General features: G+C 42.9%; 12 protein-coding genes. 11 read left to right on the top strand and 1 reads right to left on the bottom strand.

The window, feature by feature from the left end; genetic code table 11:
• Window positions 1–147 precede the first annotated feature (147 nt).
• The 7 genes from Q7P68_RS07185 to Q7P68_RS07155 all read left to right on the top strand — a co-directional run bounded on the left by Q7P68_RS07185 (window position 148) and on the right by Q7P68_RS07155 (window position 9,646).
• Complete coding sequence (locus tag Q7P68_RS07185; protein WP_304224414.1) at window positions 148–1,545, top strand: ABC transporter substrate-binding protein; 1,398 nt, start codon at window positions 148–150, stop codon at window positions 1,543–1,545.
• Between the two features lie 105 nt (window positions 1,546–1,650).
• On the top strand, window positions 1,651–2,541 hold the full coding sequence (locus Q7P68_RS07180; RefSeq protein ID WP_304224413.1) for a carbohydrate ABC transporter permease: 891 nt from the start codon (window positions 1,651–1,653) through the stop codon (window positions 2,539–2,541).
• Window position 2,542: 1 nt separating this feature from the next.
• Window positions 2,543–3,400 (top strand): carbohydrate ABC transporter permease, encoded by an 858-nt coding sequence (locus tag Q7P68_RS07175; protein WP_304224412.1) that lies wholly within the window; start codon window positions 2,543–2,545, stop codon window positions 3,398–3,400.
• A gap of 53 nt (window positions 3,401–3,453) precedes the next feature.
• The gene (locus Q7P68_RS07170) at window positions 3,454–5,769 is read left to right on the top strand and encodes a glycoside hydrolase family 65 protein (RefSeq protein WP_304224411.1); all 2,316 of its coding nucleotides are present in this window, start codon (window positions 3,454–3,456) and stop codon (window positions 5,767–5,769) included.
• Between the two features lie 3 nt (window positions 5,770–5,772).
• Window positions 5,773–7,974: a glycosyl hydrolase family 65 domain-containing protein gene (locus Q7P68_RS07165; RefSeq protein WP_304224410.1), complete on the top strand. Its 2,202-nt coding sequence runs from the start codon at window positions 5,773–5,775 to the stop codon at window positions 7,972–7,974.
• Window positions 7,968–8,615, top strand: a complete 648-nt coding sequence (pgmB, locus tag Q7P68_RS07160; protein ID WP_304224409.1) for a beta-phosphoglucomutase — start codon at window positions 7,968–7,970, stop codon at window positions 8,613–8,615. The genes Q7P68_RS07165 and pgmB (Q7P68_RS07160) overlap by 7 nt, the downstream gene beginning before the upstream one ends.
• 119 nt (window positions 8,616–8,734) lie before the next feature.
• Window positions 8,735–9,646 (top strand): hypothetical protein, encoded by a 912-nt coding sequence (locus tag Q7P68_RS07155; protein ID WP_304224408.1) that lies wholly within the window; start codon window positions 8,735–8,737, stop codon window positions 9,644–9,646.
• Between the two features lie 74 nt (window positions 9,647–9,720).
• On the opposite strand, the gene Q7P68_RS07150 is transcribed toward Q7P68_RS07155, so the two are convergent.
• The gene (locus tag Q7P68_RS07150) at window positions 9,721–10,500 is read right to left on the bottom strand and encodes an AraC family transcriptional regulator (RefSeq protein WP_304224407.1); all 780 of its coding nucleotides are present in this window, start codon (window positions 10,498–10,500) and stop codon (window positions 9,721–9,723) included.
• A 160-nt stretch (window positions 10,501–10,660) separates the two neighbouring features.
• On the opposite strand from Q7P68_RS07150, the gene Q7P68_RS07145 reads away from it, so the two are divergent.
• The 4 genes from Q7P68_RS07145 to pgmB (Q7P68_RS07130) are packed head-to-tail and all read left to right on the top strand — an operon-like array spanning window position 10,661 to window position 14,684.
• Entirely contained in the window at window positions 10,661–11,872 is a 1,212-nt protein-coding gene (locus tag Q7P68_RS07145; protein ID WP_304224406.1) for an ABC transporter substrate-binding protein, read from the top strand.
• A gap of 60 nt (window positions 11,873–11,932) precedes the next feature.
• Window positions 11,933–13,102, top strand: coding sequence for a carbohydrate ABC transporter permease (locus Q7P68_RS07140; protein ID WP_304224405.1), 1,170 nt, complete (start codon window positions 11,933–11,935; stop codon window positions 13,100–13,102).
• Window positions 13,099–14,022 carry a carbohydrate ABC transporter permease gene (locus Q7P68_RS07135; protein WP_304224404.1) on the top strand — a complete coding sequence of 308 codons (924 nt, stop codon included), beginning with the start codon at window positions 13,099–13,101 and terminating at the stop codon, window positions 14,020–14,022. Before Q7P68_RS07140 ends, Q7P68_RS07135 begins: the two co-directional genes overlap by 4 nt.
• A complete protein-coding gene (gene pgmB / locus Q7P68_RS07130; RefSeq protein WP_304224403.1) occupies window positions 14,019–14,684 on the top strand; it encodes a beta-phosphoglucomutase in 666 nt (221 codons plus the stop codon). The genes Q7P68_RS07135 and pgmB (Q7P68_RS07130) overlap by 4 nt, the downstream gene beginning before the upstream one ends.
• The last annotated feature ends 15 nt before the right edge of the window (window positions 14,685–14,699 follow it).

The raw sequence follows: 14,699 nt of genomic DNA, 5'->3' as shown, positions 1-14,699 counted from the left end.
GGGGATATCTCAAAACCAGTATTGAAATAAAATATTAATTTGAATCAATTGGTTGACAGTACCATTTTTATGTGTTTAAATAACGTTAGGTTTAACGTTAAACCTGCAAGGTTAGGTGCGGGGAATATACGAAACAAGGAGCGATGTATGAAGAGGACGATCGTTGCATTATGCCTGATATTGGGCATTGTAAGCATGGTTGCCGCGAGCGGTGCTAGTGACAAGGGTAGTGGTAATTCGGCGGGTAAGGTTATCGTTAAGCTGGGGATATGGCCTGAGGATACCCTCGCAGGGGATATTGCCATGCACCAACAATTTGTTAAGGATTTTAATGCTTTGTATCCGAATGTAGTAATTCAGCCGGCAAATTATAAATATGCCACTGATACTTTTGTTTCTTTGGCGGAATCGGGTAAACTTCCGACTATATTTGAAACTTGGTTTACTGAACCTCAAAAATTAATTGCCGGTGGTTTTGTAAAAGATATTACACAGGAGTTAAAAGCCCTCGGTTGGGATACTAAAATGAACGAAAGTATCCGAAATCTGCTATCCAAGGATGGAAAGATTTATGGCGTTCCCCGGGATGCGTATGCTTTGGGACTTATGTTAAATGTAGATCTATTCAGAAAGGCAGGGCTTGTAGATAAAAATGGGATTCCGCTATATCCGAAAACCTGGGCTGAATTAGCGGAAACCGCGAAAATTATCAAAAATAAGACCGGGAGTGCAGGGCTTTGTCTCTTAGCAAAGGACAATGCAGGGGGCTGGCATTTTACTAATATTGCTTGGGGGTTCGGTGCACAGTTCGAAGTTCAAAAAGGCGGAAAATGGATAGCACAGCTGAATACACCAGAGGTAATCGCCGCTGTTCAATATGTACAAGATTTAAAATGGAAATATGATGTATTGACTCCTGATCCAACCAATGAAGACTGGGGAACTGGATTCCGGGCTATAGGAACTGGAGCAGCTGCAATGTATATTGCTGCTCAGGATGCGGTAAATCAGCCCACCCAGGTGAATGGACTTCCGGTAACTGATCTTGCCCTTGTTCCAGTGCCTGCTGGACCAAAAGGTCAATTTTCGCTTATGGGTGGGACACCTTATATGTTCGCTGCAAATGCAAGCAGTGACCAGGTTAAAGCAGCTCTCAAATATCTAGAAATTATGGGTAAGGCTCCTGTTGTAACTGAAAAGTCAATTGCAGGTATGAAGGCAGATGCTCAGAATCGGCAGAATGAGGGAATTCCAGTAGTACCTACTTTCCCCGCATGGACTGATCCCTCATATCTCAAGGCTCAGCAGGATGTCATTAACCAATATTCCAATGTGGATATGCGCTTGTACAAGGACTATTATACTAAGGTTGCAGAAAAGACAAATCTAAAGACCGAAGAACCTATGCTAGCCCAGGATCTATATGCAGAATTAACTAAGGTTTTGCAGGCAGTGCTCACTGATAAGAACTCGGACATAAAAGCTCTTCTGGATAGGGCACAGAAAAATTTCCAAGGCTTGCTTGATGCTCAAATAAATAAATGATGTTTTTTCAAAAGAGATTGGTATTCGAAATGAGCTCTACCTAAAAAATCTATAATTCCGGTTTCAGCTTAAAAAGCTGAAACCGGAAAACAAAGGAGGCAGATTGTGAGCTTACCTGGAAAATATAAAAAACCGTTCATCAATGATGTTCCTGGCTGGCTTATGATGCTGCCAAGTGTTTTACTTTTCGTTTTTTTTGTCTGGGAACCTCTATTAGAGAGTGTTCGGTTATCCCTATTTCATGCACAGGGCATGAGGCTCATTAATTTTGTTGGTTTGGATAATTATTTTGTCGTTTTCAATCATCCTGATTTCATCGCAGCAATCCGTAATACCTTTTTATATACAATATGGTCTTTGGTTATCGGTTTTTTGGTGCCTATTGTACTTGCAATTCTAATAAACGAAATAAGAAGGGGTCAATCTGTTTTCAAGATTGGTGTGTATTTGCCTAGTATTGTTCCAGGGATGGCTATTGTTTTTATGTGGGGCTTTATTTTTAGGCCCGGGCCAACAGGAATCTTGAATATTCTTCTTAATTATATTGGTGTTGAACCACAGCCATGGCTGACTAATCCGCAATGGACTATTCCTCTTATCGTTCTTACTTTGACCTGGAAAGGTGCAGGAGCAACTACACTATTATATATCGCAGGTCTACAGAGTATTGATCCTGAATTATACGAAGCAGCAATAATTGATGGAGCTGGAATAGTAAAACGAATTAAACATATCACAATTCCGCAAATCTATAATCTGGCAAGAACTTTGCTGATATTGCAAATTATTGCGGTGTTCCAAATTCTGTATGAACCGCTTGTTTTAACTAATGGAGGTCCAAACAATGCATCAATTTCAATTATGCAGCTTGTGTTTAAATATGCTTTTGAAAAATATGATTACCCAAAAGCTGCAGCAGTTTCAGTTGTTGTTTCGATTATCCTTGTAGCTCTGACTGCTATTTATAGTAAAATGAATAAACCGAAGGAATATTAAAATGAATAATGGAATTATCCGTGATCTTGATTTAAAGCAAGCTTCAGTACGATTCATTTATGATGTAATACTTTTTTTTGCAGTAATGACTCTTTTTCTCTGTTTAGCTCCGGTTGTATGGGTTTTGTTTTCCGGTTTTAAGGATATTAAAGAATTTACGATAGGTAAAAATATCTTGCCTGAACGGTTTGACTTGCAAAGATATATTGAAACCTGGAAACGGTTGCGATTCGTACGATATTACCAGAATTCTTTCATTTCTGTAGTAGGTAGTGTTTTTTGTGCAGTCATTTTTAATGGGCTTTTAGGATATGTGCTTTCCAAGATAAAACCCCGGGGGGCAAAACTTATTTATGGTCTTGTTATGTGGAGTATGCTCATACCAGCAACAACTAGTATAGTTCCACTTTTTATCAATATAAACCGAATTGGTCTTAGTGGTAGTTTTATTCCTCTCTGGCTATCCATGGGAGCAAATGCCTTTTATGTCATCATGTTTAAAAATTTCTTTGATGTGCTTCCTATGTCGCTTGTTGAAGCTGCAAAGATTGACGGAAGCACAGATCTCCAAATATTTAGAGATATCGCTATACCCCTGAGTCAGCCAATCATTATGGTTATTATAATGTTTTCTATAAATGCAGCTTGGTCAGATTTTCTCTTGCCATATTTGGTCTTGAACAATACGGGTCTTGAAACAGTTATGGTAAGACTCTTTCAATTTAGAACAGCAACAAAGGCTACCGATGTAGAAATACTGAGGGCGGTAACCTTTGTCATGGTTCCGCCTATACTTTTGTTTTTAATTTTCCAAAAACAAATCACACAGGTAAATCTGCAATCAGGAATAAAGGGATAAACATTCCGTTTTTCTTTTTTTTGCAGAAATAGAATACAAGGGAGATATTAGTAATGCAAAAATACGCTGACAAGTTCTTAATTGTTGATCCCTGGAAAATTGTTGAAAATAGCTTGGATTCAGATCATCGGTTGGTTGCAGAATCAGTATTCTCATTAGCAAATGAATATATTGGTATACGGGGATATTTTGAAGAAGGTACTGTTCTTCAAACACTCAGAGGAAGCTATTATAACGGTGTCTTTGATGTTGAACGTTCAACAAACCAATCTGCATACAAAGGTATCGTTAATGAAACTCATTTTATGGTGAATGCTCCTGATTGGCTGTATACAACTGTGATCATTGATAATGAACAACTACAAATGGGGCATTCAGATATATCAAGTTATAGTCGTGTACTGGATATGAAAAATGGTACTCTCACCCGTTCATTTATTTGGAGGACCAGAACCGGCAAAGAAATTGAAATGATTTTTGAACGTTTCCTAGATATGACAGATGTTGAAAAGGCTTATCAAAGGATCTCCTGCACACCTCTGAATTTCTCTGGACAACTATATATTTGTATTGGGCTCAATGGTAATATTATACAGGAAAGCAGGAAAAAGAAATATTGGAAGGAAGAGAGCTTTCAATTTTTTACTGATGGTGCGGCTATGGCTTGGTCTACTATAGGGACAGGCCAATCAGTTGCATCTGCTTATTTATGGAAGACTTCAAATGTTAAGGATGTCCATAATATACATGAAACAGGTATAGTCGCCCAAGAATTGATATTAACACTTACTCAAGGGGTGGAAGCGATTGTTGATAAGTTTGTAATTAATCGGGTTTATAAAAATGGTTGGAACGAGGAAAAAAATAAAGAAAACTTGTTAGCATATCTTCAAAAAGAAATAATAGATCTTGATTATAAAAAAGCTTTGAATGCACAAGAAGAATATTGGTCACGAGTTTGGAATACTACTGATATTGAAATTGATGGTGATGATATAAATCAACAAGGTATACGGTTCTGTATTTTCCAAATGCAGCAAACCTATCACGGCCAGGATCCTGAACATAATATAGGTGCCAAAGGCCTTACGGGAGAAGCTTATAACGGTCATGCTTTTTGGGATACTGAAACGTATTGCCTTTCCTTTTATCTTTTTAATAATCTAAATGCTGCAAAGAACCTGCTTTTATACCGTTATAATACATTGCCCCAGGCGAAGGCGCGAGCGAAAATGCTTGATTGTCACGGTGCTTGTTATCCTGTTGCAACACTGAACGGAAACGAAGCCTGTGATTTATGGCAGCATGCGAGTTTGCAGTTTCAACCAAGCACTGCTGTAGCATACGGTATTTATCATTATCATCGGCTAAGCGGAGATGATGATTTCTTATTTCAATATGGTGCAGAAATCCTTGTGGAAGTAAGCCGGTTTCTTATTTCTCGGGGAGCATGGAATGCTGATAGAAGTGGATTTGGTTTCTATGGTGTTATGGGGCCTGATGAATTTCACATGATGGTAAATCATAATACATATACTAATTTTATGGCAAAAAAAACTTTTGAGTTTACATTGCAAACATTAGAAAGGATGTCACGGGAGGCATCTCAATTATATCAACACTTAAAGGAATCAATCAATTTTACAGAGCAAGAATTAGATGAGTTTAGAATTTGTGCGGATCGTATGATTATTTTGTATAATGAAAAGACAAAGCTTTTTGAACAGCATGAGGGCTTCTTTAATCTTCCCCATACAGATATTCGTAGTATACCTGTAACTGATTTTCCATTATATCACCACTGGTCCTATGACCGAATATACCGGACGGATATGATTAAACAACCCGATGTACTCATGTTTCTACTGCTTCATAATAGCGAATTTGACCCTGATATCATCAGAGCCAATTATAATTATTATGAACCAAAAACGATACATGAATCATCCTTGTCACCCTCGGTTCACTCTATTCTTGCTGTTGAACTCGGTGAGTATGATCAGGCATACCAATTCTTTAATTTTGCAACCCGTATGGACTTGGACAATTATAACCGTAACACTGGAGAAGGTCTCCATACAACTAGTATTGCCGCTGCCTGGATGAATATAGTGTATGGATTTGGTGGGCTTCGGAGTGACGGATCAATGCTTAAATTAGCACCAATACTTCCTGCAAAGTGGCATTCCTATTCATTTAGTATAACATATAAGGGGTATCAATTAAAAATCTTAGTTATGAGAGACAGCCTTAAGATTAAAGCTGAACAGGGAGAAGGAACTCAATTGCAGATTGTCTTGTATGGAAAGCCCGTATCTCTAGTACCCGGGGTAAACAATTTTGAAATTCCTCAGAAAATAAGAGGCTAAGATATGTTTAAATTAGGGGAATGGACAATAAGCGATACTGGGACTAATGACTCGGAGATTATCACTAACGGTAATAGATTTATAATCGGCAATGGATATCTTGGATACAGGGGAACAGTTGAAGAAGCAGATGCTTCGTATCTACCAGCAACCATTGTTAATGGACTGTATGATAAGCAGGGAACAAAATGGCGTGAACCGGTAAACCTGCCGAATCCCATAGTTGTCAGACTTTATACGCTGCATGAAGAGCTACTCAGCATAAAGTCTCCTCATTTAATCAGTCATGAACAGCAACTCAATTTTAAATACGGAATATTTTCAAGAAAAAGCAATTGGCGCATTAATGAAGTGACGGTGAGTGTTCAATCAGAGCGATTTGCCAGTATGGTAGATATTCGCAGGCTTTATCAGAAATACACTGTCACAGCAGACAAATCAGTTGATTTGCGTATTGAACGGGGAATAGATGGAACTGTTCATGATATTAATGGACCTCATCTTATACAGTTCGAATGCAGTTCCATAGAAAATAAAATGATTCTTTTATGCAAAACACAAGAGAGAGGCATTCCTATTCAAATAATATCAGAGGGGTTTGTAGAAGGGAGGAGTTTTCGTAAGCAAATTAAAGATCAACCTCTTAAAACAACCTTTTCTGCAGAAACAATCTACATTCATCTCGAAGCTAATGAAGTATTTACTTTATATTGTAATGCACAGATGTTTATAGGAAGTACAGAAGTTGCATATGAAGCTGATTGTTTATTACGGAAGGATCATGGCCGCTCTTTGTATACGAAAGCACTTCAGATCCATAAAGAACGGTGGGATAAGATATGGTTGGATGGAGATGTAAAAATAGAAGGTGATCCTATCTCACAATCTCAGGTAAGATATAATTTGTATCAGCTGCACATTATCGCTCCACGTCATGCAAATGCTTTGTCCATACCAGCTCGGGGGCTTTCAGGCCAGACCTATAAAGGCGCAGTCTTTTGGGATACGGAACAGTTTATTTCACACTATTTTTTAAGCACTGATCCTGTGGTGGCAAATAGTTTTATCAATTATAGAATACAAACACTTCCCGGCGCAAAAAGAAAAGCTCAAGAGTATGGATATCTAGGAGCTTTTTATGCATGGGAAAGTCAGGAGTCCGGAGATGACGCTTGTTCACACTTTAATGTGGTAGATGTGTTTACTGGCAGACCTCAGCGTACATATTTTCGTGATAAGCAAATTCATATCAGCGCTGATGTGGTATATTTAATCAAGCGTTACTGTGACGTAACAGGTGATTTTACTTTGCTGAGAAATGGCGCTTTAGAAGTAATTGTAAACTGTGCATTGTTTTATATTTCCTATATTGTATATGTTCCTGCAAAACAAAGATATGAAATACGGGATGTAACGGGTCCTGATGAATATCATGAACGGGTAAATAATAATGCTTTTACAAATATTATAATATTGTTTACCCTAAAAACCGCTGCTGATTATCTAGAATACTATGACAAAGAAGATACTTCATTCTACAAAGAAATCATAGAAAAGACAGGCATAGAACCTTATCTTCAAATTATAGAAGATATTATTAAAAAATTGTATATACCTGAACCAAATTCTGAAGGGATTATTGAACAGTTTGATGATTACTTTAAGTTAGAAGATATCGATATAGATAATTTGAAAAAACGACTTCTGGATCCGAAAGAATATTGGGGCGGAGCGAACGGTATTGCATCCCATACACAGATAATTAAACAAGCTGATGTTGTTGCCATGCTATACCTGTTTAAAGATGACTATTCTGAATTTATCAAAAGAAATAATCTTTTGTTTTATGAGAGCAGAACCGAACATGGTTCTAGTCTCAGTGCATCCATGCATGCCCTCCTTTATTGTGATATCAACGAACCTGATAAGGCTTTTAACTATTTTAAAAAAACAGCTGAAACAGATTTGACGGGAGAATCAAAACAGTTCGCCGGGCTCATCTATATTGGAGGCACTCATCCCGCTGCAAATGGTGGGACATGGATGAGTGTTGTGTATGGATTTTGCGGCTATTCTGTTAAAAATGGAGTTATACAGGTCAATCCACGATTACCCAGGGAATGGCGTAGCGTCTCCTTTGTTTCATATGTCAAAGGAAAACGATATACAATTACCGTTACTAAGGATGGATATACCATATGCTGAAAGATTTGCATCATGTTATGCAGGGCTTTATTTTTGATTTAGATGGAGTTCTTGTCGATACCGCCCGTTTTCATTACCAGGCATGGAAACGGCTTGCTGCTGAAATGGGTTTTGACTTTTCGGAAAGGGACAATGAACTGCTGAAAGGGGTAAGCCGAATGAGATCCCTTGAAATATTGCTAGAAATCGGGAAGTTAACTATTTCTGATGAAGAGAAAACATTCCTAGCGGAAAAGAAAAACCACTGGTATGTTGAACTGCTGAACCAGATTGATGCTAGTCATCTTCTTCCTGGGACATGGGAATATCTTAATATGCTTAAGACAGCACAAAAAAAGGTTGCATTAGGATCTGCTAGTAAGAACGCTAGTTTTATTCTGCAAAAACTTAAAATTTATCATTATTTTGATGTAATTATAGACGGAAATTTAGTTTCAAAGGCAAAGCCTGATCCTGAAGTCTTTGTAAAAGCAGCAGATGGCTTAGATGTGCCATATCAAAAATGTGTGGTATTTGAAGATTCACAGGCAGGAATTATGGCTGCGAAATCAGCGGGTATGAATGTGGTGGCAGTTGGAAATAGAGAGCTTTTGCCTGGTGCAGATTGGTATGTTCAGGATTTATCCCAGATAATCGAATGATAAAAAAGTATTTAACATTATAATTATAGTATATTTCCCCTTGATACCTCAGCTTTTGAAAGCTATTTTTAACGTATGCCCTAAAGGCATATGCTCTTAAGGGTGGGGGAGTATCGATTATGGTTCGCAGAAACATTTCTGGTTTACTTTTGTTTTTTATCTCCATATCAGTTGGCATGAGGCTTTTTGCTCAAGAGATTCCCCTTTTAAAGGTGAACGAGAGCTTTATCCTCAGGGCGGCCTCTGAACTTGCTCCCGAGGGCAAGTATCCTACTATTGGCGGGGGCTACTACACCAGTGTGTGTCGCATCGCTCTTGAGAAGGGCAGGAAATATACCATGCGCTCTGTCTGGAAGACCGAAGGGCGGGAACCCCGACTTATTATGGTCCTTGGTTATGATCCTACCCTCAAGTCCCGGCCTTCTCGTTCGGGGGTCACAGCGAGCATCGCTTTAAACACCTCAGGGAGTTCCGCGGGGGAATTTAAAGACTGGACAAGCTTTACGGTAAGCGAAAAAAGCGAAGGCAGTTTTGCCTGGGTTGTTTACGCAGCCAAGCAACCGGGAGAATCAACGACGGTGTATTTTGCCGATCCGGCGGATCCTGATGATTTTGTGAAGGGATCGGAAAAGGGCTTTACCCGAGGCCAGGTCTGGTCAACGCCGCTTTACCTGGAGCGGGATCCAGAGCCTGCGGTGCCCGCTCTGGGGAATCTTGTTCTGGCCCTGGGCCGGGATACGAAAGGTTTCGCCATTGGACCTTCCCTGCGTTTCCCAGTCTCTACCGGCACCATTCGCGTGGTATTTGCTGTTAATGGTATCTCTGGCGCACCAAGGCTATCTGTAGCGGTTATGCATCTCGCGTCAGGTAAAATTGTTCTCCAAGGCGATGTCACGGCTTCCGTCTCAGGCGATGTGGGTGACATCGCTCTCGAAGCTCCAACGGGTTCCTGGCGGCCGGGCTGGTACAAAGTAACGATTGGCTTGGGGGCAACAGAGCGGCATGAACTTTATTTCCTAGCGGTGGAGTAGGGCTGCTCAGCTCAATTCCGGCACTGCAGCCGGTATTGAGCCCGTCGCCCGGCTTTCACCGAGACGGTAGTCCTTCAGCTCAATTCCGGTTCCACATGCCGCTTTCGGTAACACTGGGGTGAAATCCCTTCGTACAATTTGAAGATCCGTGAAAAATAGAACTCATCCTCATAGCCCAGCTCCCGGGCTATAGTCCGGATTGGTTTATCCGAATTGCGGAGGCTGTCCTTGGCGGCGTCCATTTTAAGGTTAAGATAATAGCGAAGGGGGCTCGTGCCCATGGTTTTTTTAAAAAGCCTGATAAAATAGGATTTGTCGATACCGAGCCGCTGGACAAGATCGTCCATTTTAAGGTCCCGCCGTATCTGGGCCTGCATATAGTTAAGCGCCTCATTAATATAGATCTGACCCTGATGGCCTGTGCTTTGCCCTTCGCCGCTTAAAAGTTCATAGAGATAAGCTAAAAGCTGGAATTCTGCCGAATGCCTCAGCCAGCTGTCCCGGCTTGCGTGCTTTCGCCGGATTTCTTCAAAAACTAGGTTAGTTGCCCGGCCCACCTTCATGGCCGCCTGGCCTAAAAATCGTTCCCGCAGGGCATGCTTTAGATTCTGGTCCTCAGGATAGAGCCAAAAGTTACAGTAATAAAGAACCATAGGTATACTGCTTCGGGCTGCATGGGTTTCCTCAGGCAGAGAAAAAAAGAGGGTCCCCGGTTCCAGGGGATAATCCCGGTCTCCGTTATAAAACAATCCCTGCCCTTCCAATACCAGGTGAAATTCGTAGACTCCCTCATCTCGGTGGCTATGGGCTTCAAAGGCTTCACCGATACTCAGGCCGATATAGCGCAGATCCATGGCTTAAGTATGGATGTCAATATTATCCATGTCAATGCCAATTATTGTAATGGCGGGCCTATCAAAGGGGTGCTACCATTCATCCATAACAGAGCGGACGCTGCGGATACCCGGGATCCGCAGCTAGTTCCGTATCAGATTATCAAGAAGGAGGACATTCATGAAACGTAGTGCCCTATTTGTATCGCTGTTTTTGGTATGCGCCCTGATTGGCGTACCGCTTTTTGCCCAGACCCAGATCCGTATTTCCGGTTGGCCCGGAAACCCCGATGAAGAAGCGGCCATAAAGGCCATGGTAGATGCATTTAATGCAAAAAATAAAGATATTGTTATGGTATGGGAACCCACACCGGGGGATTACAACCAGACCTTAAAGACCCGGCTTGCTGGCGGAACCGCAGCGGATCTTTTCTATCTTGATGTTTCAGCCTTTGAAGAATTCGCCCGTTCCGGCAATCTTTTGCCCTTGGACAGCTACCTCAAAGATGGCACCCTGAAAGATTTTCCCCAGCCCTTAATTGATGGCTTTACCTTTAACTCCCGTATTTATGGTATCGCCAAGGATTTTTCTACCCTGTCGGTATTGTACAACAAAGAAATCTTTGATAAGGCCAAGGTTCCCTATCCCAAGGATGGCATGACCTACAGCGAGTTCATCAAAATGCTTGAAACCCTTAAGGCCAAGGGTGTGGCCAATCCCATGATTATCAACGCGGACTTTAACCGCATGATTCCATTTATCATCGCTAATGGCGGCAGGGTAACCGATGACAACATGAACATTGCCTTTGCGGAACCAAAAACCAAGGCTGCTATCCAGATGTATGTGAATATTTACAAAAAGGGTCTTGGCGTAGAGGCCTCCTCAGTAGGTGCGGGCTGGGAAGGCGAGGCCTTTGGCAAGGAGCAGGTAGCCCTTATTATGTCCGGCCCCTGGTGCCTTGGGTACCTCAAGGGAAGTTTCCCCAATGTATATAAGAAACTTGGCGTTGTGGAAATGCCCCGGGGAACCCAGAAATCTACCATGATTTACACCGTAAGCTGGTCTATTAACAAGCAGACCAAAAACCGGGCTGCGGCTATTACAGCCTTGAAATTCCTTGTGAGCGAAGGCCAGAGAATATTTGTAGAAAAGGCCGGTGTCCTTGCGAGCAACAGGACCATTGCTGCCCAGGATAAGGATCCAATCAAGTTGCCCTTCTACCGGGGCGCAGAATACGGAACCGCTTGGCGGATCAAAACGCCTTCGGGCCTTTTCTCCCGGGCCAATGACGAAATCAACTCCCGTATTAAAGATGCTTTCTACGGAAAGCTTTCGGTGGATGACCTGGTTAAGCAGGTTACCGAAAACTACGACAGCTGGGTCGAGTAATTACTTAGCGCAGCTCCAGCCTCAATGCATGGGGCTGCGCTTTATACCAGGAGTGCTGTGATGCGTTCAGGTTTACGGAATCGGATTCTGGAGGGAATGTACGGGTACCTCTTTACCTTACCAGTTATTGTGGGGGTCCTTGTTTTTACGATTATTCCCATTTTTAGAACCTTTTATTTCAGCGTTACCGATTACAACCCCCTGGAGACTCAAAAAAATCTCATGACCGTGAATATCCAGGACGAGCTTTTATTGAATCGGGATATAGATGTGGCCCAGATTACCGATATCAAAGCCCTCGCAGACTCCTTTGATATGGTTGCCTTTCTTGCCGATGATCTGCTCCTGGATCTCACAGAAACACAGAAAAAATTAGTGGCATCCTATTTTGATAAGGCCGCCTTTTTTGCCGATCTTGCCCGGGGAAAACTGAATGAAAACCGGGAACTGAAAAGCCTCGTGACTGCCTATATGGGCCCCCACGGGAAGGAACTTTTCCCAGCCTATCGGCCCCTCTTTACGGGAATAAAAAATTATATACGGATGATCGGGGATCAGTATTTTTGGATATCCCTCTGGAATGCGGTGCAGTTTGCTCTGATTGTGGTGACCATCCAAACCATGCTGGCCATAATCCTCGCGGTGGCAGCCAATTCGTTAAGCGGCGGGGTACAGATTTTTAAGATCCTCTATTTTATTCCGAGTATTACCTCTTCTTCTGCAATCAGCATGATCTTTCTCATGATTTATTTTAAGACGGGCCTTTTAAACCAGATGCTCGGAACCTTTGGTTTTGAGCCCGTGGACTGGCTTAACAATCCTGCTACGGCCCTGCCTGCGGTCATGGCCATGAATATTTGGACCACCGCAGGCTACTTTATGATTACCTTTTTAGCGGGACTTAAAGGGATACCCCTTGAACTCTATGAAAGCGCCGAAATAGAGGGGGCTCCTGCGAGTACCGTATTCTGGAAAATTACGGTCCCCCTGCTGCGGCCCCAGGTGCTTTATGTCATTGTCATGGGGACCATCGGGTGCCTTCAGGTTTTCGATCAAATCTACTATTTAATACCCAATCTTCGGAACCGAACTATAGCCTATTACATTTACCATGTGGGCTTTAAGTACGGTGAGATGGGCTATGCCTCGGCCATTGCGGTCATTCTTTTTGTGATTATCCTCGCTATCACCATGCTGCAGCGCCGCTTTATAAAGGAGAGCCTTGTATGAAAGAGAAGGCCCCCTTGCTCAACAAAAGAAATAGATCTCAGGATCTAAGCCCTGCAAAGGTGCTGGGATTCTTGCTCATGCTTGTATACGGGATTATCTGCCTTATTCCCTTTGTATGGGCCCTGCTCGTTGCCCTGGCGCCCCTTACCTATGTGCCCCCTGGGGGCAGCGAACCGGTCGGGGTGGACCTCACGGCCTGGCCTCCGCGCATCAACCTGTTTAAGCTCCAGGTCTTTGGGGCTCCTATGACGGCGGAGAATTTCCGTATTATTTTTGAAAAGGTACCCCTCCTAGCCCGCTGGTTTTTGAATACGGTGCTCTATGCATCCACCGTGTCGGTGGGGCTCGTGGCCCTTTCCACCCTGGCAGCCTATGCGTTTGCCCGGCTGCGCTTTCCCCTCCGGGATTTCTGGTTCTCCCTCTTTTTAGCTTCCATGATGATACCCAGCACGGTAACCCTGATACCGGTTTACCAGCTTCTAGTGGGTCTGCGCTGGGTAGATAGTTACGCGGGACTTATTATCCCAAAACTATTCAGTGTGGCTATCGTGTTTTTTATGCGCCAGTTTTTCCTGGATTTTCCCCGGGCCTTGGAAGAGTCAGCTTATATTGATGGGGCTAGCATCCCGCGGATTTTTGCCTCCATTGTATTGCCCAACTCGCGGGCTCCTATGGCTGCCCAGTTTATCTATGTGATCATCGGGACCTGGAACGAGTTTATGTGGCCCCTTATTATTATGTCAAAGGCGGAAAACTACACCCTCACCTTGGGACTCGCTTTTTTCCGCTCAAGCTATTACACGATTCAGCAATATATGATGGCCGCGAGCCTCCTGGTGACGCTCCCTATGGTCATCATGTTCCTCATATTCCAGCGTCAGTTCATCAGCAGCAACATAGCATCGGGAGTTAAAGGATGATACAAGCCTTTATTTTTGATTTAGACGGAGTTTTGGTGGATACCGCCAAATACCATTATCTAGCCTGGCGCAGGCTGGCCCAAAGTCTGGGTTTTGACTTTACCGAAGAAGACAACGAACGGCTCAAGGGGGTTTCCCGAATGCAGAGCCTGGATATTCTGCTTTCTATTGGCAACATCCAGGCGGATGAAAAAACTCGTCATGCCTATGCGGAACAGAAAAACCAGTGGTATGTGGAGTATATCTCCCGGATGGGCCGGGACGAAATCCTTCCTGAGGCAGACCGCTTTGTCCGGGAAGCCCGGGAGAGTGGGCTTAAAACTGCCATTGCCAGTGCAAGTAAGAATACGCCCCTTATTTTAGAGCGTCTCGGAATCGCAGACCTGTTTGATGCTGTTATAGACGGCAGGATAACGAGCCGGGCAAAGCCGGACCCCGAGGTGTTTCTGCTGGCGGCCCAGTCGTTTGGCTCTGAGCCGGTGGCCTGTGTGGTATTCGAAGATGCTGCGGCGGGCATTCAGGCAGCCCGGCGGGCCGGCATGTACTGTGTCGGGATTGGATCCCCCCAGCAGCTATCCCAGGCTGATATCGTTATTCGCACTTTCCGGGGCCTTAGTCCCAGACAGATACTGCTTCAGCTCGAAGACATAAGAACTAATTAACAGGAAAAGGAACAC

The sequence above is a fragment of the Gracilinema caldarium genome, from assembly GCF_029265695.1.
Lineage (GTDB): Bacteria > Spirochaetota > Spirochaetia > Treponematales > Breznakiellaceae > Gracilinema > Gracilinema caldarium_A.
The sequence above is the reverse complement of the archived record's forward strand: the minus strand, read 5'-3'. Positions and strand labels throughout refer to the sequence as shown.

Coding starts and splice junctions, on each gene's coding strand:
- Q7P68_RS07185 (WP_304224414.1), top strand. CDS start 148: ATGAAGAGGACGATCGTTGCATTATGCCTGATATTGGGCATTGTAAGC.
- Q7P68_RS07175 (WP_304224412.1), top strand. CDS start 2,543: ATGAATAATGGAATTATCCGTGATCTTGATTTAAAGCAAGCTTCAGTA.
- Q7P68_RS07170 (WP_304224411.1), top strand. CDS start 3,454: ATGCAAAAATACGCTGACAAGTTCTTAATTGTTGATCCCTGGAAAATT.
- Q7P68_RS07165 (WP_304224410.1), top strand. CDS start 5,773: ATGTTTAAATTAGGGGAATGGACAATAAGCGATACTGGGACTAATGAC.
- pgmB (WP_304224409.1), top strand. CDS start 7,968: ATGCTGAAAGATTTGCATCATGTTATGCAGGGCTTTATTTTTGATTTA.
- Q7P68_RS07155 (WP_304224408.1), top strand. CDS start 8,735: ATGGTTCGCAGAAACATTTCTGGTTTACTTTTGTTTTTTATCTCCATA.
- Q7P68_RS07150 (WP_304224407.1), bottom strand. CDS start 10,500: ATGGATCTGCGCTATATCGGCCTGAGTATCGGTGAAGCCTTTGAAGCC.
- Q7P68_RS07145 (WP_304224406.1), top strand. CDS start 10,661: ATGAAACGTAGTGCCCTATTTGTATCGCTGTTTTTGGTATGCGCCCTG.
- Q7P68_RS07140 (WP_304224405.1), top strand. CDS start 11,933: ATGCGTTCAGGTTTACGGAATCGGATTCTGGAGGGAATGTACGGGTAC.
- Q7P68_RS07135 (WP_304224404.1), top strand. CDS start 13,099: ATGAAAGAGAAGGCCCCCTTGCTCAACAAAAGAAATAGATCTCAGGAT.
- pgmB (WP_304224403.1), top strand. CDS start 14,019: ATGATACAAGCCTTTATTTTTGATTTAGACGGAGTTTTGGTGGATACC.